Source organism: Kitasatospora sp. NPDC101176, assembly GCF_044768035.1.
GTDB lineage: Bacteria > Actinomycetota > Actinomycetes > Streptomycetales > Streptomycetaceae > Kitasatospora.
The window spans coordinates 349447-369161 of sequence record NZ_JBIWPA010000003.1 but is presented as its reverse complement, the minus strand read 5'-3'; the positions used below and the strand labels follow the sequence as shown (position 1 = coordinate 369161).

Below are 19715 nucleotides of genomic sequence, written 5' to 3'. Positions count from 1 at the left end.
CGCCGTCGAGCTCGTCGAGTCGCCGTTGGCCGACGAGCGGCCGACATGGGCGGGGCCGCTCTCCGAGCCGGTCGTCTGAGAGGTGGAGGAGCACACGGTCGGCTGGCTCGTCCTCTGGAACTCGGCGCAGTACGCGCGCACCCGCGATCCGCGCGACAGCCTGGCCGGCAGCGGCCCCTACCTCGCCCAGCAGCGGCGTTCGGCCCCGCTGTTTGCGTCACCCTGCCCGCACGGGAAGTCGGCCTCGCCGACTTCCCGCTCCCCGCCTTGTGCTTCATGGTGTTGCCGGTGGAGCTCCTACCGTTCTGCCGACGGAAGGACGGGGGAGCAGGAGCGGCCCGCGTCCAGGGCCCGGCCGCAGAGTGAGCACCAGTCGAAGGGGGCGGTGGTGAGTGCGGGGACTGCGGCCCGCAGGGCGGATTCGGCTCGGTCGAGACCCGCGCCGTCCCGTGCGAAGCAGCGCACGATCCAGGTGTCGCGGAGTGTCCGCGGCGTCCACCAGCTGTAGAGCTCCAGGTGGAAGGCCCACCTGCCGTCGAACCACCATGTGTCGGCGGGGCCGGTCGCCTCGGGTACGCGAGGTGGCAGGTGTTCCTCGGCGACGCGCGGGGCCACTCCGAGGCTGGTGGTGGTCCGCAGGACGAGGTGCGGCCACCGGTACACGCCCGCCAACAGGGCGTCGGCCTCCAGCCGCTGCTCGACGCTGCTGTTGAGCACCCTGTGCGCCGACCCCGGCACCGGTATCGCGGTGCGGCCGTCCGCGAGGACGTCCACCCGGACGGTCCCGGGGCCGTCGAGGATGCCCGGGAAGGCCCAGCCGTGGGACGTCCGGTGGGCGGACGGAACCCCGTCCAGACCGTACTCGTCGGGGTTGCCGCCCCGCGCTGAGTAGATCAGGCCGCCGTAGCGTTCCTCGAACCGGACCATCGCGTCCACGATCGAGGGCTCCGCGGGATGCTCGAAGCCGGCGTCGTCGACGGTCGTCGCCTCCTGCCTGATCCGGTCGGGAGACATCGGTGTACGCCGCCGCGCACGTGGCTCAAGGAAGGTGCGGAGCCGGGGCGACACGGTGGGGTCGTCGAGAATGTGTATGCCGCAAGGGTACGCCGTCGAGCCGCACGGGCGGCCAGCCGGGTGTGCGCTGACCGCCCGACGTCCAGTGAGCCCCGTGGAACCGGTCGTCCAGGAGTGGGAAGTCGGCGGGGCCGACTTCCCACGTCGAGGGTCGGGAGTTGCTCGGGCTACGCGTCGAACTCGCCGGTGCGGACGGCGGTGACGAAGGCCTGCCAGGCGGAGGAACGGAAGAGGAGGGCGGGGCCCTCGGGGTCCTTGGAGTCGCGAACGGGCATGACGCCGGTGAAGCCGTCGGCTACTTCGACGCATGCACCGCCGCTGCTGCTGTGCGAGCTCTTGCGCCAGTGGGCGTTGGTCAGTTCGACGTCCATTCGAGATCCCTCCGGACCATACGGATCATGGCCAATGAGTCGGCCTGGTTCATGGACTCGACCCCGAGCCGATCGTAGCCCTTGGTCACCGCCTCAACCGACTGAAGGTCACGGTCGATGTAGCCACGTTGCTCGGTCTCGCCATACGCGAGAACTTTGCGGCTGGGCATGGTAAGGAGATGGATCATGCGGGTGAACGGCAGTCGCTCTCCCAACTCGTGGGGTGCCACCTGAATGACGATGTTCGAGTAGTCGGCCAGTCGTTCAAGGTGGAGCAGCTGCTCGACCATGACGTCTCGCCCACCGATCAGCCGCCTGAGGCAGCTCTCGTCGAGTACCGCATGCAGAACCGGCGGCGGATCCCTGTCCAGGACCTGCTGCCGAGCCAACCGGAACTCGACACGCTCCTTGGCCTTCTCCAGCGTCGCGTTGCCTTGTCGGGCGTATCCGACCTCGACTGCGGTCGCGTAGGCGCGAGTCTGTAGGAGTCCAGGAACGACGTTGATTTCGAAAACACGGATCTGCTCTGCACGCGTCTCGTAGTTGACGTACTCCGGGAATCCTTCATGCAACGCCGTGTGCTTGAGCTGCCAATACATCAGGACCAGCGTGCCGCCGGTCTTCAGCTCCTGGTCGGCGAGTTCCGCCAGCTTCAGGCTCGGCGGCCGCTGCGCAAGTTCGACGTAGGAGAGGTGGGAGGCGGTGCAGTCCACCTTCTTCGACAGCTGGAGCTGGGTGAGCCCAGCGGCCTCTCGTGACCTGCGGAGTTGGACTCCGAAGGCAGCCCACGGGGATGACGTCGGGTCGATGGTCTTCTTGTTCATGGCAACCCCCAACTCGCGACCGGCCCACCGGCAAGTCGCATTTCACTTCCGATGCTAGGCGACCCAGGGCCACCATGGGCACGGAACGTGAAAGAACGATCGCGGAGGGTTCCGTCCTCATGGCTCATGACCAAGCGCCCAAGCTCCACGGCTACGGGGTCCGGTGGGACCCGCAGGGGCGGTGCTACCGGGTGCGCAACGAGCGGGTGGGGGAGTGGCTGCGCCAACCCTCCGGGGAGCTCAGCGGGTTCACGTCCTTCGACGCGGCGTTCAGCGCGTGGCGGCAGTTCGAGCCGCCGCGCCCCCTGGGGGCGTGATGGGATCCGCCCTGAACCGCGTGACCGCCGACCAGCGCCGCCAGGCCGCCGACGCCCTGGACGACCTGACCACCGTGCTCGCCCTGGGCGGGGTGACGCTGCCCTCCGTCGAGGTGGACTGGGAGTACGGGCACCGCACCGGCTGCTACCTGATCGGCCTCGGATCCGCCCGCGCGCCCGAGGTGCTGCGGATCGTCGACCTGCTGCGCAAAGGGCTGCGCTACGAGCGCCTGACGTATGACGACTGACGATCTCCTCGCCCTGAGCAAGGCCCCCCTGATACGCGATCCCCGCTGCTGACCGTGCCGGACGAGCGGGAGGGCACTACGGTGGCGGGGCAGGGCGGTGATGCGGTCGGTGGTGACGGTGCCGCCGTCGAGGACGAGGACGAGGACGGGGACGCGCGAGGACGAAACGGCACACGGGCGGCCCGGCGAGAAGGTCACCTGCGACGTGATCGGGCCCCCACCGCGTTAGACAGACATGCACCGCACAACCACGAAGAGCCCGGAGCCGGGCGGCGAACCGCTCGACTTCCGGGAGTTCGCCGCGGCACGGGGGCGCCACCTGGTCAGGACCGCCTTCCTGCTCACCGGCGGCGACGCACACCTCGCCGAGGACCTCGCCCAGGAGGCCCTCGGCAAGCTGTACGGCAAATGGCGCCGCATAGCGCGCCTGGACAACCCCGCCGGGTACGCCCAGACCGTCCTGGTGAACGCCTTCCTCTCCCACCGCCGCCGGCGCAGCAGCGCCGAGCACGTGACCGACACCTTCGCCGAGGCCGCCGTCAGCGACCCCGACCCCGCCCTGCGGGTCACCCTGCTGCGCGCGCTGGGCGAACTGCCCGCCCACGACCGGGCGGTCCTGGTCCTGCGCTTCTGGGAGGACCGCAGCGTCGAGGAGACCGCCGCGGCGCTGCGCATCAGCGTCAGCGCCGCGCGCTCGCGCAGCGCCCGGGCCCTGACCAGGCTGCGCGCCGTCCTGGGCGCCGAGCTGGACGACCTCGCCCGCTCCTGAGCACCCACCTGCTCCCGAGCGCCCGCTCCTGAGCACCCGCCCGCTCCTGACGAGCGGACCCCCGGGCCCGGACCGTCCGCCCGGGCACCCACCACCGACGAGGAAGCGGAGTACCGGCATGTCCCTTGACGCGCACGACGAACAGCTCGCCCGGATCCTCCGGGACGCGGCCGACCTGGCTCCTGACCCGCCCGGCGCGCTGCTGGCCGACGGCGCCGAGCGGCGCTGGCGCCGGGCCCGGCGCCGGAAGGCGGCGCTGGCCGGAACCGCGGGCGTGGTGGCGCTGGCCGCCGTGGCCGCGGTGGCGCTGCGGCCCTGGGCGGCGCCGACCGACACCGCCCCCGCCGCGCCGGCCGGCGGCTGGCCCGAGCGGATCACCGCCGCGTTCATGGCGGACACCCTCACCGCGGTGCTGCCGCCCGGCCAGGTCACCGCCGCGGGCGGCAGCGGAAGCAACGACGGGCCGGTGGCGGGGCTGGCGCCGACGGCGCACCTGGTCTACGACGACGGTCACGGCGCCGGGATGGTGACCCTGTCCGTGAACCGGGCCACCCTGCCGATCCGCGCCTCGACGTGGGGCACCGAGTGCCCCGACCCCGTCGAGGCGCCGACCGAGGCGTGCGAGCGGACGGTACGCCCGGACGGCTCGATCGTGGTGGTCGCCAAGCTGAAGCCCGTCGAACCGATGAAGGTCCGCAAGTGGCAGGCCACCTACACCAGTGCGGACGGCCGGCAGGTGCAGATCTGGGAGGTCAACTCGACCAGCTTCGGTCCGCCGCTGAGCCGTGAGGAGCCGCCGCTGAGCGCCGACCAGCTCGTCGCGGCCGCCACCAGCAGCGCCTGGGACCCGCTCTTCGCCCAGCCCGGCCACGGCGCGAGCCCGGCCGGCGCCGCCCAGGGCTCGACGCCGCAGCCCCAGGGCCCCGACCCGGAACGCATCCTCGCCACCGTCACGGGCGCGCTGCCGGCCGGCACGCGCACCGACAGCGGCGCCGCGCAGCACACCCAGGGCCGGGCGCACGTCTCGGTCACCCTGGAGGGGCGCACCAGCATGCTGTCCGTCTCCGTGACGCCGGGCCCGGACACGGACGGCGGCGGGCGCGCGGGCTTCGAGGCGGACGCCGAGCCGGGGGCGCTGTCGCACGCCGCCGACGGGTCGAGCGTGCTGGTGCGCGAGAGCGGTGCGACCAAGTCGGGCGGCGGGCCGACGGTGCTGTGGAGCGTGGAGGTGCGGCAGGCCGACGGGACGCGGGTGCGGGTGTCGCAGTGGAACGGCGCCGACGAGACCCAGATGGCACCCGGCACACCGGCCCTGACGACCAATCAGCTCAAGGCCATCGCCACCGCCCCCGGCTGGCGGCACTGAGGGCGCCGCGCCGGGCCCACCCGGGCCCGGCCGCGCGCCGGTGGGCCGACCGTGCGCCGGCGACGGTGAACCGGGCCCCGGTCGGGGGGTGAACCCGCCCGCGCGGTGGGCACGTTCGCAGGAGAGGGGCGCGCAACGCGCCGCCGAACGGAAGGCCGAAGGAGCCACACCATGGGCATAGCACGTCGTGACCTTCTCAGGTGGAGCGCGGGAGTCGGCGGTGCGGCGGCCGTCGCCGGCCTCGGCGGCCTCGCCCTGCCCTCCACCGCCTGGGCCGGCGCCCGGACCACCCCGCGCGGGATGCCGACCGACAGCTGGATGCGCTACATCAAGGACGGCGTGCCCCTGCGCAGCCTCACGATCCCGGGCACCCACGACTCCTGCTGCGAGAACCCCAACTACGGCACCGAGTGGTCGCACACCCAGAACTGGGGCATCACCCAGCAGTTGCAGGAGGGTATCCGCTTCCTCGACATCCGCTGCAACGGCCTGCAGGGCGCGCCCAACGAGCTCGGGATCTACCACTCCAACGCCTACCAGTACATCCGGCTCCAGGACGTGCTCAACCAGTGCCGTTCCTTCCTGCAGGCGCACCCCTCCGAGACCGTCGTGATGCGGCTGAAGAACGAGAACGCCGGCGGCCAGGCGCTCGACGAGGTCGAGTTCCGCCGGCGGGTCAACTACTACTTCAACGAACTGGGCTTCCGCAGCCTGTTCCACTTCTACGGCTGGCCCACGATCGACGCCGCCCGTGGGAAGGTCGTGCTGCTCGCCGACTTCGCCAACGACTGGGGCCTGATCAACTGGTCCAGCAGCCAGAACAGTTACTTCGACACCCAGGACGTCTGGCAGATCGACGAGACCTTCCCGCTGGTCAAGAAGGGGAAGTACATCGTCGCCCAGTTCGACAAGGCCTTCCTGAACCCGGGCTCCTCGCAGATGTTCGTCAACTTCATCAGCTTCGCCAACGGCAACTGGCCCAAGAGCAACGCACAGACCCTCATGGACCAGACCGTCTACCCGTACCTGAAGGCCCGCACCGAGCAGCGGGCCCGGTTCGGCATCGTCCCGATGGACTTCCCGGACTTCCACGTCAACGTGCTGCACATGCTGATCGACAAGAACTTCGTCTAGCACGCGCCGATCCCGAACGGAGCCCCCTCCGGCGGGGGAGGGGGCTCCGGTCCTTCCCCGCGTCAGTCGGCTGCGGGCCGCAGGCCGTCCAGGAGCAGGCCGAGGGCGAACGCGAAGCGGTCGTGCCCGGTGCCGGAGACCAGCTCGGCGGCATGGCGCCGGGTGTGCGGGAACTGTTCGGCGGGCAGCGCGCCGAAGCGCTCCAGCAGCTCCTCGGGGCCGAGCACCCATTCCTGGTCCTCGTGCCGGCGCCGTTGCCGCACCATCGACTGCTCCAGGGCGTAGGCGCCGACGTAGAGGGACAGCGCGTCGCGGGCCCAGCCGGCCGTCCTCGGGTCGAGGCCGCCCGCCAGCAGGATCGCCAGGATCCCCTCGCCGACCCGCAGCGTCGCCAGGTTGGTCGGCACCACGGCCAGCGCCGCGCGCGAGACCCCGGGGAACTCCAGGTACAGGTCGCGGATCTGCGTGTACACCCCGACCAGCTGCCCGCGCCAGGCGTCCGGGTCCGGTGCGGGGACCGCGACCCCGCCGTAGAGCCGGCCGATCAGCAGGTCGTCGAGGTCGTCCTTGTCGACGATGTGCGTGTACAGCGAGGACGGGCCGGTGCCGAGCACGGCGGCGACCCGGCGGATGGTCAGCGCGTCGTACCCCTCGGCGGCGACGACCTCCAGCGCGGCGTCGGTGATCCGCTCGACGGTGATCGGCCTCTTGCGCGCCGGCGCCCCGGGGGCCTGCGCCGCGGGTTGGGCGTGGCGGGCCGCGCGGCGTCGGCGGGGATCGTCGGACATGCCGACCACTGTAGCTTGACGCGATCTAAGTTCGTCAATTAGAACTTAGATCGTCCGAACGAACTAAGTTCGTCACGATGTCCCGGGAGGCATGTGATGCGAGTTTCCGTCGTCGGAGCCGGCCTGGGAGGCCTGACCCTCGCGCAGGGCCTGCGCGGAGCCGGGATCGAGACCGAGGTCTTCGAACGCGATCCCGGCATCGCCGCACGCTTCCAGGGCTACCGCCTCGTCCTGGACCCGACCGGCTTCCAGGCGCTGCGCCACTGCCTGCCGACGCGCTGGCACGCGCTGCTGGACGAGATCGTCATGCCCGCCTCCGCCGAACAACTGGTCCTGGACCCGCAGCTGAACGAGATCGGCAGGCTCGGCGCCGGCCGCACCGGCATCGTGGTCGACCGTCAGGTGCTGCGCCACCTGCTGCTGACCGGCCTCACCGTGCACACCGACGCCGCGCTCACTGGCTACGACCTGGCGGCCGACGGCCGGGTCCGCGCCCGCTTCGCCCACCGCGACCCGGCCACCGCCGACCTGCTCGTCGGCGCGGACGGCATCACCTCCGCCGTCCGCGGGGTGCTGTCCCCGCAGACCGCCCCCACCGACACCGGCGTGCGCTTCGTCATCGGCCGCACCCCGCTGACCGACGAGTTCACCGCCCTGTCCAAGGCCTACGGCTCGAAGATCACGGGCAACGGCGTCAGCCTGCTGCTCGGCGCGATGCGCTTCCGCACCCCGCCGAAGCGGGCCGCCGAGCAGCTGGCCCCCGACGTCACCCTGCCCGACATCGGCGACTACGTGCGCTGGGCCATGATCCTGCCGCCGGACACCACGCCGAACACCCCGTCGGAAGACCCGACCGCGCAGCACGCCGTGCTCTCCAGGACGGAGGGCTGGCACCCGCAGCTTCGCGCGCTCATCCGCCAGGCCGACCCCGACAACACCACACTGCTGTCCATCCGGGTGGTCGAACCCGGTGAACGCTGGGCGCCCGGCCCCGTCACCCTGCTCGGCGACGCCGTCCACGCCACCTCCCCGACCGGCGGCAACGGCGCCAACACCGCCCTGCGCGACGCCGACCTGCTGCGCCGCCGCCTGACCGAGGCCGCCGAAGGCCGCCGGGACCTGCTCGACGCGGTCGCCGACTACGAGCGGCAGATGTTCGCGTATGGCGCCGAGGCCGTGCGCACCAGCCTGGAGAGGCTGCCCGCCTTCGCCCCCGACGCGAAGCTCGCCTGAGGCCGGTCCCGCTCGCGCGGACGTCAGGCCCGCGGCCCCAGGTGGGCGGAGCCGCAGCGCACTCCCCACGTGCCGGCGGGGGAGAGGACCTCGCCGGTCGCCCGGGTCACCGTCAGGACGCTCCTCATGCCGTCGAACAGGATCCGGTCGCCCGGCGCGAGGAACAGCGGGCTGCTCAGCGCGCAGAAGTAGCCCTCCGCCTTCCCGATGTCGTCGACCATCACGAACCGCGGGACCGGGGTCTCTCCGTCCACAGCCAGGTACATGCCCCGGATCGTGCCACAGGGGACGACGGACGCCGCGACCGGGGCACGGGACGTCAGGATCCGCCCACGGCGCGGTGCAGGCGCGCGGGGAGGGTGGGGTAGGGGCGGCAGTCCAGGACGGGCAGGTGGTGGTCGCGGGCCCGGGCGGCGAGCCAGTGCGAGTAGCGGGCGCCGACGGCCGCCCTGCGCTCCTGCGGGCCCGGGCCGGGCTCGCGCCGGGCGTAGTTGGCGCCGATCGCCGCCGGGTCGCCCTCGTGGAGGAACACCGCCCGCACCCGGCGGCCCGCTCCGGCGGCCTCGGCGCAGGCCCGGGCCGCGGCGGCCGGGGTGAGGTAGTCGCCCTCGACGACGGCCGGCACGTCCACGCTCAGACGGTTGCGCACCACGCCGAGCACGGCCTCCTCCAGGGCGCGGGCGGTGGCGATCTGCAGCCGCAGCACCTCCTCGGCGCCCAGCGCCGCCTCCGGGTCCGGCCAGGCGTCGAAGAGGTGCAGGCCCGGGTGCTGCTCGGCGCTGGTGGCGGCGTGCAGGGCGGCGACGACGTCGTCGAACTCGACCACGAACGCGCCGAGTTCCCCGGCGATCCGGGCGGCCGCGCGGCTCTTGCCGACGCCGGAGGCCCCGCCGATCAGCAACACGTCCCAGGCCCTCGTGGTAGTTCGCACACGGGCACGCTACCGGCCCGCCCGCACCGGGCGGTAAGCGTTTTCGGGTGCCCCGGGGCTCCAGGAGGGTGGAGGGGAGGCCGGTCGGGGCTCCCCGAGCCCGGCCCCCGGCGCCCGACAGCCGGACCAGGCCCGGTCCCGTCCGTCACCCGCGCCCACCCGGGCCCCCGGGCCGCCACCGCGGCGCGGGTGACGGCCCACGGGCGCGCGAACCCGCGGCGGACGGTCAGTCGCCGTCGGGCAGCGGGCGGGCCACCGCCCAGGGCAGGACGAACCAGAGCCCGGCGAAGATCAGCGCGACCACGCAGGCCATGGCCACGGCCACCGCCGTCCCCAGCACCACGTCCAGGACCAGCAGCACTGCGCCGGTGAGCGCACACGCGAGCAGCAGCAGGCCCAGCTGGGCGATGTGGGCCGAGACCCGCACGATCCGCGCCTTGCCCGGGTGGTGGAACAGCCCGCGGTGCAGCGCCACCGGGGTGGCCAGCACGGCGGATGCGATGACCGCCAGCAGCAGGGTGGTGACGTAGATGTCCTGCTGGGCGCCGGAGAGCTCGACGAAGCGCGGGGTGAAGGCGACCCCCAGCATGAACGCGAACACGATCTGCACACCGGTCTGCAGCACCCGCAGCTCCTGCAGCAGCTCCACCAGCCGCCGGTCGGCCCGCGCGGCCGGGCTCTCCTGCCCGGGCTGCGCCCCGGGGGAGGCCTGCGCCCCGGGGGAGGCCTGCGGCTCGGGCCGCGGGGCGGGGTCGGGCTGGGACGGCGGCGGGGTGCTGGTCATGCGTCACATTGTGGCGCCGGGGCCGGCGCCGTCGGCCCGGTACCGGGGTGGGCACGACGCCCGGCCCGCGGACGGCCCCGGCCTGCCGGCGGCCCCGCCAGCCCGGCGGTGCCCCCGGGTCCGGCCTGCCGGCGCCCCCGCGACTCACCGACAAGCAGGTTTGTCTTGACAAATTTTTTTGTCGGCGGGACCCTGGAGGGGTGCTGGACGTCGCCGTGATCGAAGAACCCGCCGCCGCCGAGGCCTCCCTGGACCCGATACGGTCCCGGATCCTCGCGGCCCTGGCCGAGCCCGGCTCGGCCGCCATGCTGGCCGGGCGCCTGGGACTGCCCCGGCAGAAGGTCAACTACCACCTGAAGGAACTGGAACGCCACGCCCTGGTCGAGCTGGTCGAGGAGCGGCGCAAGGGCAACGTCACCGAACGGGTGTACCGCGCCACCGCCGCCTCCTACGTGATCTCGCCCAGCGTCCTGGCCGCCGTCAGCCCCGACCCGGCCCGCTCGCCCGACCAGCTCTCCGCGCACTGGCTGCTGGCCCTGGGCTCGCGGCTGGTGCAGGAGGTCGGCGCCCTGCTGGGCGGCGCCTCCCGGGCCCGGCGGCGGGTCGCCACCTTCGGCATCGACGCCGAGGTGCGCTTCGCCTCCGCCGCCGACCGGGCCGCCTTCGCCGACGGACTCGCCCAGGCCGTGGCCGCCCTCGTCAGCCGCTACCACGACGAATCCGCCCCGCAGGGCCGCACCCACCGGGTCGTCGTCGGGCTCCACCAGATCCCCGCGGCCCAGCCCGACAGCCCGTCGGACACCCGGCCGGGCACCCCGCAGGACGGGGACGCCGCGCAGCAGGAGGACCAGCGATGACCCACCCGTTCGAGATCGAGCTGGAGACCACCCTGCCGGCGAGCCCGGAACAGGTCTGGGAGGCCATCGCCACCGGGCCCGGCGTCAACTCCTGGTTCATGGGACGCAACGAGATCGACCCGCGCGAGGGCGGCACCGCCGTCATGGAGACCGGCGGCCACCGCGCGGAGGCGCTGATCACCGCCTACGAGCCCGGCAAGCGCCTGGCCACCCGCACCGCCACCGGCGACGACGGCCGCTTCATGGCCTTCGAGTACCTCGTCGAGGGCCGCGAGGGCGCCGCCACCGTGCTGCGCGTCGTCCACAGCGGCATGCTCGGCGACGACTGGCAGGACGAGTACGACGCGCTGCGCCGCGGCTGGCCCTTCCACCTGCACACGCTGCACGAGTACCTGGCGCACTTCCCCGGGCGCACCGCGCTGCCCGTCTTCGCCGTGGCGCCCACCCCCGGGCGGCCGGTGGAACAGGTGCGGGCGGCGCTCGCCGCGGCCCTGTCGCTGCCGCACCCGGCGGCCGTCGGCGCCCGGGTGCACGCCGAACCCGCCGGCCTGCCGGCACTGGACGGCGAGGTGGTCTGGGCGGACGACGAACGCTTCGGGGTCCGCACCGCCGACGGCCTCTACACCTTCCACCACGGCCCCGGCGTGGTGCTGATGTTCCACCACCTGTTCGCGCCGGACACCGGCCGGGCCGCCGAGGCCGCCTGGCAGCGCTGGCTGAACGACCTGCTCGGCTGACCGCGCGCCGAAACCCGCGCGCCGAAACCCGCGCGCCGAAACCCGCGCGCCGAAACCCTGGTGCCGAACCCGGGGCGCCGGAACCCACCCCCCACCACCCCGTACCGAGACGTCAAGGAACTCCGATGCGCACTCTGATCAGCACCGCCTTCATCTCCCTCGACGGCGTCGTCGAGGCCCCAGGTGGCGAGTCCGGCTACCGCAACGCCGGATGGACCTTCAAGGACGTCGAGTTCGTCCCCGAGGCCTTCGAGATCAAGGGACGGGAACAGGAGGAGGCCGCCGCGATGCTGCTGGGCCGGGTCAGCTACCAGGCCTTCAGCCCGGTGTGGCCGGACATGGCGGAGTTCGCCCGCTACCGGACGCTGCCGAAGTACGTCGTCTCCACCACCCTCACCGAGGACGACCTGGTCCCGAACTGGGGCGAGACCACGATCCTGCGCTCGGTCGAGGAGGTCGCGGCCCTGAAGGAGGGCGAGGGCGGCCCGATCATCGTCCACGGCAGCGCCGACCTCAACCACGCGCTGTCCGATGCCGGCCTGGTCGACCGCTACCACCTGCTCGTCTTCCCGCTGCTGCTCGGCGCCGGCAAGCGCCTGTTCAGCACCACGGACAAGGACGCCCGGAAGCTGCGCCTGGTCGAGCACGCCGCCTACTCCAACGGCCTGCAGAAGCAGGTCTTCGACGTGGTCCGCTGAGCGCACCGCCGCGCGCCGATCCGCCGGCAGCACCGTCACCGGGTGGGAGTCGAAGCACGCTCACCCACCGGGGACGCCTCCGGGGCGGGCCTGTGCCTGGGCCGGCTACGCCGGGGTGGCCTGCGCCGGGGTGGCCGCGGCGAGGCGGGTGATCTCGGCGGCGACGGCCTGCGGGTCGGCGGCGACGGTGACGCGGGCGACGCCGTCCAGGCCCGGGTGGGAGCCGACGCGCACCGAGTGGCGGGCGTTGCGCAGCAGGTCGAGGTCGTTGACGTCGTTGCCGAAGGCGTCGTACTCGTCGATGCCCAGCGAGGCCAGCGCCTCCCACTTGGTGGTGGTGCCGGGCGCGAAGTCGACGATGGCCTCGTCGAGGTGGTGGTTGACGGTCATGCCGAGCGCGCGTCCGGCCTCGGCGAGGGCCGCGAGGTCGGTGGCGTCGACGACGAGGAACTTCACCACCTCGGGCAGTTCGGCGAGTTCGACCCGGCGCGCCAGGCCGCCCTGGTCGACGCGGGCGCGGATCGGGTGGTCGGCCGGCCCGGTGTAGGCGTAGTCCCAGGGGCCGTCGGCGAGGTAGCCCGCCCGGTGGCGCTCGGCCTCGGCGAGCAGCGCGGCCAGCTCGGCGCGGCCGAACGCGGCCCGCGCCCGGACCCGGCCGTCGGCCGAGACGAGGCTGCCGTTGCCGCCGATCAGCAGCGCCGAGGGGAAGGCCCCGCCGAGGACGGGCAGTAGGTCGCGCACCGGGCGGGCGGAGGCGAACACCAGCCGGCGCCCGGCGCGTTCGCAGGCCTCGAGCGCGGCGAGGATGCGGGCGTCGATGGACCGGCCGTCGAAGCAGAGCGTGCCGTCGATGTCGAAGACCGTGGTGCGGGCGCTGGAGTCGATCACCGGGCGATGGTACCGAGCCGTCCCCGTACACGATCGACCGGCCGCCCCCGGGTGGGGTGCCGCGCGGGGGAGCGGGGGTGCGGGGGCGCTCACGGGCGGCGGCGGGACCGGTCGGACGGGCCGTCGGCGGCCGGGAACTCCGCGCGCAGCCGGGTGCGGGTGCGCATCAGGATCCGGCCGAGCACGTTCCTCCCCGTTCCGGTGCGACCGCGCCCCCAGTAGTGGTCGGTGCCGGTGTCCTCGACGATCTCCTCGTCGCCGGTGGACAGCAGGACGGCCCGGATGTCGTCGTGGGTGCGGAACTTGGCCTCCACGGCGCGGCGCATCACGTCGTCCTTGACCCGCTCCCAGTCCCGGCGCAGCGGCCTGGACGGGTCCCGGCCCAGCTCGGCGGCGCGCAGCGCGGTGCGGGCCCGGCGCACGAGCTCGGCGTGGCGGGTGCCCGCGAACTTCTGGGCCTGGAAGTAGTGTTCCGAGGTCGGCCACAGCTGCCCGTCGAGTTCCAGGCCGTGCGCGGAGAAGTTGGAGAAGCAGCCGTAGGGCACGTCGTCCGCGCCGTAGAAGAAGATCGTCACCCGGGCCTCGAGGGTCGGCGGCCGGCACAGGGCGGCCGGCCGTGGTCGGTGGTGGGGCGTGCGCAGGGTTCCAGGCACCGGGCCGCACGCGCAAGCGGTTTCGCCCCGCCCGGCGCCGCACCGCCGGCCGTACCCCGGCGCCCGGGCCGGCGCCGAAAACCCGGTGACCGCGCGGCCCCGACGTCCCTACACTCGCCACTCGGACGAGCCGCAGCCCGCCCCGGACAGAGCCCGGGGCCGCGGCGCGCCCCCGTGACCCGCAGACGAGCAACCGAGAGGGAGGACCGGCCGTGCCGAAGCCGTACGCCGCCGCCCCCTCTCCCGCGTCGCGGTACGAGGTGATCCTGGTGTCCCCGCTGTTCCGGTGCCCGCTGCGCGGCCGGCACCGGGGCACGCCCACGACCGTCTGACACCCGCGAGCTCACACCCGCGAGCCGGAGGACCCGACCCGCCCGCCGCCCGGCGGCCGCCGCGGGATCCCGGCGCCCCGCCCAAGGGGCCACCCCGGCACCACGTCTGACGGACCGTCGGCCCCATCGCGCGCCCACCCACCCCGCGGATCACCTCCGAAAGGCACCGGGCCATGCGCACCGACCTCACCACCACGACCGGCACCACCACCACGACGGCCACGGCCGGCACCACCACGACCACCACGGCCGGCACCGTCGCCGCCATCGCCGCCGTCCGCAACCTCGGCATCCTCGCCCACGTCGACGCCGGCAAGACCACCGTCACCGAACGGATCCTCTACCTCGCCGGCCTCACTCACAAGCGCGGCGAGGTCCACGAGGGCACCACCGTCACCGACTGCGACCCGCAGGAACGCGACCGCGGCATCACCATCTTCTCCGCCGCCGTCACCTGCGCCTGGGCCGGCCACCGGATCAACCTCATCGACACCCCCGGCCACGTCGACTTCGCCGACGAGGTCGAACGCTCCCTGCGCGTCCTGGACGGCGCGATCGCCGTCTTCGACGCGGTCGCCGGCGTCGAACCGCAGAGCGAGTCGGTCTGGCGCCAGGCCGAACGCCACGGCGTGCCCAGGATCGGCTTCGTCAACAAGCTCGACCGCGCCGGCGCCGACCTCGACACCGCCCTCGCCTCCATCCGCGAACGCCTGCACCCGACCCCACTGGCCGTCCAACTGCCCATCGGCACCGAGGACTCCTTCACCGGCGTCGTCGACCTCGTCCACCTGCGCGCCCACACCTGGAACGACGAGGGCGCCCTCACCACCGGCCCCGTCCCCGCCGACCTCGCCGACCGCGCCGCCCGGCGCCGCCGCACCCTGGAGGAGACGGTCGCCGAACTGCACCCCACCGCTCTCGAGGAGTACTGCACCCACGCCACCCTGACCCCCGACACCCTCACCACCGCCCTGCGCGACCTCACCCGCACCGGCGAGGCCGTCGTGGTGCTGTGCGGCTCCGCCTACCGCAACCGCGGCATCGAACCCCTCCTGGACGCCGTCACCGCCTACCTGCCCTCCCCCCTGGACGCCCCACCCGTCCACGCCGCCGACACCAGCGGCCAACAGCGCACCGCCGACCCCCGACAGCCCCTCACCGCCCTGGCGTTCAAGGTGAACGCCGCCCCCACCGGGCGCCTCACCTACCTGCGCCTGTACGCGGGCACCCTCCGCAAGGGAGACACCGTGCTCGACACCGCCACCGGACGCACCGAACGCATCGCCCGCATCCTGCGCATCACCGCCGACCTCGCCACCGAGACCGACCACGCCCTGGCCGGCGACATCGTCGCCGTGATCGGCCCCAAGGCCGCCCGCGTCGGCGCCACCCTGTGCGCACCCGCACACCCGATCCTCCTGGAAGCCCCCGTCAGCGCCGAACCCGTCGTCACCGTCGCCGTCGAGGCCCGCCGCACCACCGACACCGACAAACTCGCCACCGCCCTGGCCCGCCTCGCCGAGGAGGACCCCTCGCTGCGCCTGCGCACCGACCCCGAGACCGGCCAGCGCACCCTGTCCGGCCTGGGCGAACTGCACCTGGAGGTCGCCGTGGAGAAGGTCCGCCGCGACAGCGGCGTCGACGCCGTCGTCGGCCGCCCGCAGGTCGCCCTGCGCGAACGCCTCGTCGAGGGGGTGACGGGCTTCGTCTACCGGCACGCCAAACAGGACGGCGGCGCCGGCCAGTTCGCGCACCTCGTCCTCGACGTCCACCCCCTGCCCGACGACACCACCGAAGGAGACCTGGTGTTCACCTCCACCGTCACCGGCGGCCGCGTCCCGCGCGAGTACGTGCACGCCGTCGAGGCCGGCTGCCGTGACGCCCTCACCGAGGGCCCGCTCGGCGGCCACCCCGTCACCGGCGTCGCCGTCACCCTCACCGACGGGGCCACCCACCCCAAGGACTCCTCCGAGCTCGCCTTCCGCACCGCCGGCCGCCTCGCCCTGCGCGAAGCCCTGCGCACCGGCCGCCTCCAGCTGCTCGAACCCCTCGCCCAGGTGGACGTCACCCTCCCCGAGGACGCGCTCGGCACCGTCCTCGGCGACCTCGCCGCCCGCCGCGGCCACGTCCAGGCCACCGCCGCCGGCACCGGCAGCCACGCCGGCACCGGCACCGGCGCGGCCACCGTCACCGCGCTCGTCCCGCTCGCCGAACTCTTCGGCTACGCGACCCGCCTGCGCAGCCGCACCCAGGGCCGGGCCACCTTCACCACCCGCCCCGCCGGCTACACCCCGGCCCCGGCGCCCACCGCCTGAGCCGCGAACGGCCCGCCCCCGCCCACCCGCGGGGGCGGGCCCCCGGCACCGCCACCGCACCGCCCGCCGCCCCGCCGCCCGTCGCCCGCCGCCCGCCGTCCGCCGGCCGTCCGCCCGCCGTCCGCCGGCCGTCCGCCGGCCGTCCGCCCGCCGTCCGCCCGCCGTCCGCCGGTCGTCCCCGCTGCGCCGCGCCGCCGCCCGCTGCCCGTAGGCTGGGCGGGCCGTCACCGGAACAGACCGTCACCGAAGCGGACGAACAGGGCGCAACCGCCGGAAGGGCGGTGCACCACGGCACGGGCGGCAGCACACGGCGGAGCGCGACGGAAGCGGGCAGGGGCATGCAGTTCGACGACCAGGGCGACCTCGACACCTCCCAGGTGGACGACCGGCGCGGGATCCCGGGCGGCAAGGTCGCCATCGGTGGCGGGGCCGTGGGCCTGGTGGTGGCCCTGCTGGCGATCCTGCTGGGCGTCGACCCCAAGCTGCTGGGCCTGTCCTCCGGCGGCGGCTCCACCACCTCCGCCGGCACCCGCACCACCGGCGAGGTGCAGCAGGCCTGCAAGAGCGGCGCGGACGCCAACAAGCGCCAGGACTGCCGGATCGTGGCGGTGACCAACAGCCTGCAGGACTTCTGGCGCACCGAGCTGCCGCGGCGCACCAACGCGGCCTACCGCGGCGCCGAGACGGTGCTGTTCACCGACCGGGTCTCCACCGCCTGCGGCCCGGCGACCTCGGCCGTCGGCCCGTTCTACTGCCCCGCCGACCGCAGGGCCTACGTCGACCTCGGCTTCTTCGACGAGCTCTCCAGCCGCTTCGGCGCCAAGGGCGGCCCGTTCGCCGAGTCCTACGTCGTCGCCCACGAGTACGGCCACCACATCCAGAACCTGCTGGGCACCACGCAGAAGGTCGGCGGCGACCGCCAGGGCGCCGACAGCGCCTCGGTGAAGCTGGAGCTGCAGGCCGACTGCTACGCCGGGGTGTGGGCGCACCACGCCACCACCACCCCGCAGCCCTCCACCGGGCGGCCGCTGATCGCCGCCCTCACCGACCAGGACATCGCCCAGGGCCTGGACGCGGCCGCGGCCGTCGGCGACGACCGGATCCAGCGGCAGGCCACCGGCCGGGTCGACCCGGAGCGCTGGACGCACGGCTCCTCCGACCAGCGCAAGGCCTGGTTCACCACCGGCTACCGCACCGGCGACCTCGCCCGGTGCGACACCTTCGCCGCCCGGTAGCCGCCCCCGCCCCGGAGCCGTGGCGGCCCCGCCCCCGCGGCGCCGCGGGGACGCCCGGTGGTCGCGGCGTCCCGCGGCCGCACAGGCCCTCCGTAGCCGAAGCAGCGGCGCGGGGCGAGGCGGCGCGCCCCTGTCAGATGTCAGGGACCGCGGCCGCCCCCGCGTTCCTAGGCTGCTGGTCACCGGCCCGACCACCCGTCAGGGCCGCCCACCAGCCAAGGGAGAACCACCCATGCGCAGGATCACCCACGCCGCCCTCGCCCTCGCCCTGGCGACCGCGGCCCTGACCACGCTCGGCGCGACCGGCGCCGACGCCGCCGACGGCTCCTGGGCGGGCTGCCCGTACGGCGCGGTCTGCGTGTACCCGCAGAACCAGGACCCGGCCTCCAGCCCGAGCGAGGTGTACTGGAGCTACGGCGCCCACAACCTGAGCAACCAGTACGGCAACCACTGGGTGCTGAACAACCAGTCCGGCGGCGCCCACGCGCACCTGTGCAAGAGCTCCGGCGGCGGCAACTGCGTCTACGACATCGCCGCCCAGAACGGCGTCTGGTACGACCTGGGCCCGATCAACTCGATCACCCTCGACCGGCCCTGACGCCACGTCACCGACCGGGGGGTGCCCGCCGCACGGGGGAGCGGCGGGCACCCCCCGTTCCCGCTTGACGTGCCCCTGACCTGCTGCGGCGGGCTGATCGAACTCTTGAAGGGCGCCCCGCGACGCCGGCTCCGCCGCCTCACCGTTTGGAGGTTCCTCCAGGTTTCAACCCCCGGCCCAGCGTTCACAAAGATAACGAGTAGAGGCATATTTCGGCCTGCATGGATTTACTTATTGACGCCATACCTGCGCTCAGGTTTAACTCCCCACACCCCGCCGCAGAGCCGCGGCGACGTCAGGGAGAGGCACCCCCACATGAACGCCACGATGCGTCGCGCCGTCATCGCCACCACCGGCATATCGCTGGCCCTGTCCATGGCCGCCTGCGGCAAGGCCGGCGGCGACAAGAAGGACAGCGCCTCCGCCGGAGACGGCAAGTCCATCGGCCTGCTGCTGCCCGAGAACGCCTCCTCCACCCGCTACGAGTCCTTCGACCGCCCCTTCATCGAGGCCAAGGTCAAGGCGCTGTGCGCGGACTGCAAGGTGCTCTACAGCAACGCAGAGGGCAGCGCCGCCAAGCAGAAGCAGCAGTTCGACACCCTCATCACCCAGGGTGTGAAGGTGATCGTCCTGGACGCCTTCGACGCCAAGTCCACCCAGTCCTGGGTGCAGGAGGCCGCCGCCAAGGGCGTCAAGGTCGTCGCCTACGACCGCCTGGCCACCGGCCCCGTCGCCTCCTACGTCTCCTTCGACAACGAGAAGGTCGGCGAGCTCCAGGGCCAGGGCCTGCTGGACGCGCTCGGCGCCAAGGCCGCCGACTCCGACATCGTCATGATCAACGGTGACGAGGCCGACCCCAACGCCGCCCAGTTCAAGTCCGGCGCGCACAAGGTCCTCGACGGCAAGGTCCGCAAGGTCGTCTACGAGCAGTCCGGCGAGTGGAAGCCCACCGTCGCCGGCCAGAAGATCGGCGCCGCGATCACCCAGTTCGGCAAGACCGGCTTCCAGGCCGTCTACTCCGCCAACGACGGCATGGCCGGCGCCATCATCACCCAGCTCAAGTCCGCCGGCATCAGCGTCCCCGTCGGCGGCCAGGACGCCGGCCTCGACGCCGTCCAGCGCATCGTCGCCGGCGACCAGGCCTACACCATCTACAAGGCCTACAAGCCGCTCGCCGAGAACGCCGCCGAGCTCGCCGTCGACCTCCTCCAGGGCAAGGACGTCAAGGCCGTCGCGTCCTCCACCATCGACAGCGCCACCGACAAGGGCATCCCCGCCAAGCTGCTCGAGCCCAAGGTCGTCACCAAGGCGAACATCAACGACACCGTCATCGCCGACGGCCTCTACAAGGCCGCCGACATCTGCACCGCCGACTTCGCCGCCGCCTGCACCGCCGCCGGCATCAAGTAACCCGGCACCAGGGCCCGTCCGGCACATCCCGCCGGACGCACCGCCCGCCACCACGCCCGCCCGCGCGACGCGGCCACGGCGCTCCCCGCCCCGGCGGGGAGCGCCGCCCGGCCGTGCCCCGCCCCGCGCGCACCCACCACCCACCCCACCACG

22 protein-coding genes and 1 pseudogene are annotated in these 19715 nt (G+C 73.7%); 14 read left to right on the top strand and 9 right to left on the bottom strand.

What is annotated here, in order from left to right:
- Nucleotides 1–82: 82 nt before the first annotated feature.
- A pseudogene (locus ACIRS1_RS07000) lies at nt 83–190 on the top strand (YrhB domain-containing protein); the annotation flags it as partial.
- Between the two features lie 107 nt (nt 191–297).
- Here ACIRS1_RS07000 and ACIRS1_RS06995 read toward each other — a convergent pair.
- From ACIRS1_RS06995 to ACIRS1_RS06985, 3 genes are all read right to left on the bottom strand, one after another.
- Nucleotides 298–1014, bottom strand: a complete 717-nt coding sequence (locus ACIRS1_RS06995; RefSeq protein ID WP_402837758.1) for a hypothetical protein — start codon at nt 1012–1014, stop codon at nt 298–300.
- A gap of 227 nt (nt 1015–1241) precedes the next feature.
- Nucleotides 1242–1445 (bottom strand): DUF397 domain-containing protein, encoded by a 204-nt coding sequence (locus tag ACIRS1_RS06990; protein ID WP_402837498.1) that lies wholly within the window; start codon nt 1443–1445, stop codon nt 1242–1244.
- Nucleotides 1430–2269, bottom strand: coding sequence for a Scr1 family TA system antitoxin-like transcriptional regulator (locus ACIRS1_RS06985; RefSeq protein ID WP_402837496.1), 840 nt, complete (start codon nt 2267–2269; stop codon nt 1430–1432). Before ACIRS1_RS06985 ends, ACIRS1_RS06990 begins: the two co-directional genes overlap by 16 nt.
- A gap of 119 nt (nt 2270–2388) precedes the next feature.
- Between ACIRS1_RS06985 and ACIRS1_RS06980 the strand changes: the two genes are divergently transcribed.
- The 5 genes from ACIRS1_RS06980 (at nt 2389) to ACIRS1_RS06960 (ending at nt 6103) form a co-directional block, all read left to right on the top strand.
- Nucleotides 2389–2586, top strand: coding sequence for a hypothetical protein (locus ACIRS1_RS06980; RefSeq protein WP_402837494.1), 198 nt, complete (start codon nt 2389–2391; stop codon nt 2584–2586).
- Nucleotides 2587–2606: 20 nt separating this feature from the next.
- Entirely contained in the window at nt 2607–2834 is a 228-nt protein-coding gene (locus ACIRS1_RS06975) for a hypothetical protein (RefSeq protein WP_360206845.1), read from the top strand.
- 235 nt (nt 2835–3069) lie between these two features.
- The gene (locus tag ACIRS1_RS06970) at nt 3070–3603 is read left to right on the top strand and encodes a SigE family RNA polymerase sigma factor (protein WP_402837492.1); all 534 of its coding nucleotides are present in this window, start codon (nt 3070–3072) and stop codon (nt 3601–3603) included.
- Nucleotides 3604–3721: 118 nt separating this feature from the next.
- Nucleotides 3722–4969, top strand: coding sequence for a hypothetical protein (locus ACIRS1_RS06965; protein WP_402837490.1), 1248 nt, complete (start codon nt 3722–3724; stop codon nt 4967–4969).
- Between the two features lie 171 nt (nt 4970–5140).
- A complete protein-coding gene (locus ACIRS1_RS06960; protein ID WP_360206854.1) occupies nt 5141–6103 on the top strand; it encodes a phosphatidylinositol-specific phospholipase C in 963 nt (320 codons plus the stop codon).
- Between the two features lie 62 nt (nt 6104–6165).
- Here the strand turns inward: ACIRS1_RS06960 and ACIRS1_RS06955 are convergent, their stop codons facing one another.
- The gene (locus ACIRS1_RS06955) at nt 6166–6891 is read right to left on the bottom strand and encodes a TetR/AcrR family transcriptional regulator (RefSeq protein ID WP_402837488.1); all 726 of its coding nucleotides are present in this window, start codon (nt 6889–6891) and stop codon (nt 6166–6168) included.
- A 96-nt stretch (nt 6892–6987) separates the two neighbouring features.
- Here ACIRS1_RS06955 and ACIRS1_RS06950 point away from each other — a divergent pair, with 96 nt between their 5' ends.
- Nucleotides 6988–8124 (top strand): FAD-dependent oxidoreductase, encoded by a 1137-nt coding sequence (locus ACIRS1_RS06950; protein ID WP_402837486.1) that lies wholly within the window; start codon nt 6988–6990, stop codon nt 8122–8124.
- 23 nt (nt 8125–8147) lie between these two features.
- Here the strand turns inward: ACIRS1_RS06950 and ACIRS1_RS06945 are convergent, their stop codons facing one another.
- The 3 genes from ACIRS1_RS06945 to ACIRS1_RS06935 form a co-directional block, all read right to left on the bottom strand.
- Nucleotides 8148–8390 carry a hypothetical protein gene (locus tag ACIRS1_RS06945; protein ID WP_402837484.1) on the bottom strand — a complete coding sequence of 81 codons (243 nt, stop codon included), beginning with the start codon at nt 8388–8390 and terminating at the stop codon, nt 8148–8150.
- Nucleotides 8391–8443: 53 nt separating this feature from the next.
- Entirely contained in the window at nt 8444–9055 is a 612-nt protein-coding gene (locus ACIRS1_RS06940) for an AAA family ATPase (RefSeq protein ID WP_402837482.1), read from the bottom strand.
- 226 nt (nt 9056–9281) lie between these two features.
- Nucleotides 9282–9839, bottom strand: coding sequence for a DUF6328 family protein (locus tag ACIRS1_RS06935; protein WP_402837480.1), 558 nt, complete (start codon nt 9837–9839; stop codon nt 9282–9284).
- Nucleotides 9840–10039: 200 nt separating this feature from the next.
- Between ACIRS1_RS06935 and ACIRS1_RS06930 the strand changes: the two genes are divergently transcribed.
- The 3 genes from ACIRS1_RS06930 (at nt 10040) to ACIRS1_RS06920 (ending at nt 12131) form a co-directional block, all read left to right on the top strand.
- Nucleotides 10040–10696 carry an ArsR/SmtB family transcription factor gene (locus ACIRS1_RS06930; RefSeq protein ID WP_402837478.1) on the top strand — a complete coding sequence of 219 codons (657 nt, stop codon included), beginning with the start codon at nt 10040–10042 and terminating at the stop codon, nt 10694–10696.
- A complete protein-coding gene (locus tag ACIRS1_RS06925; protein WP_402837476.1) occupies nt 10693–11433 on the top strand; it encodes an SRPBCC domain-containing protein in 741 nt (246 codons plus the stop codon). Before ACIRS1_RS06930 ends, ACIRS1_RS06925 begins: the two co-directional genes overlap by 4 nt.
- A gap of 125 nt (nt 11434–11558) precedes the next feature.
- A complete protein-coding gene (locus ACIRS1_RS06920) occupies nt 11559–12131 on the top strand; it encodes a dihydrofolate reductase family protein (protein ID WP_402837474.1) in 573 nt (190 codons plus the stop codon).
- Nucleotides 12132–12236: 105 nt separating this feature from the next.
- Here ACIRS1_RS06920 and ACIRS1_RS06915 read toward each other — a convergent pair whose 3' ends face one another.
- Together ACIRS1_RS06915 and ACIRS1_RS06910 are read right to left on the bottom strand one after the other, a co-directional pair.
- Complete coding sequence (locus tag ACIRS1_RS06915; protein WP_402837472.1) at nt 12237–13019, bottom strand: HAD hydrolase family protein; 783 nt, start codon at nt 13017–13019, stop codon at nt 12237–12239.
- Nucleotides 13020–13108: 89 nt separating this feature from the next.
- Nucleotides 13109–13594, bottom strand: coding sequence for an NADAR family protein (locus ACIRS1_RS06910; protein ID WP_360206885.1), 486 nt, complete (start codon nt 13592–13594; stop codon nt 13109–13111).
- Between the two features lie 583 nt (nt 13595–14177).
- Here ACIRS1_RS06910 and fusA point away from each other — a divergent pair.
- The 4 genes from fusA to ACIRS1_RS06890 all read left to right on the top strand — a co-directional run bounded on the left by fusA (nt 14178) and on the right by ACIRS1_RS06890 (nt 19562).
- Nucleotides 14178–16319 (top strand): elongation factor G, encoded by a 2142-nt coding sequence (fusA, locus tag ACIRS1_RS06905; protein WP_402837470.1) that lies wholly within the window; start codon nt 14178–14180, stop codon nt 16317–16319.
- 338 nt (nt 16320–16657) lie between these two features.
- Entirely contained in the window at nt 16658–17554 is an 897-nt protein-coding gene (locus tag ACIRS1_RS06900; RefSeq protein ID WP_387903581.1) for a neutral zinc metallopeptidase, read from the top strand.
- Between the two features lie 232 nt (nt 17555–17786).
- Nucleotides 17787–18152 (top strand): hypothetical protein, encoded by a 366-nt coding sequence (locus ACIRS1_RS06895; RefSeq protein WP_360206895.1) that lies wholly within the window; start codon nt 17787–17789, stop codon nt 18150–18152.
- A gap of 315 nt (nt 18153–18467) precedes the next feature.
- On the top strand, nt 18468–19562 hold the full coding sequence (locus tag ACIRS1_RS06890; protein ID WP_360206898.1) for a substrate-binding domain-containing protein: 1095 nt from the start codon (nt 18468–18470) through the stop codon (nt 19560–19562).
- Nucleotides 19563–19715 lie beyond the last annotated feature (153 nt).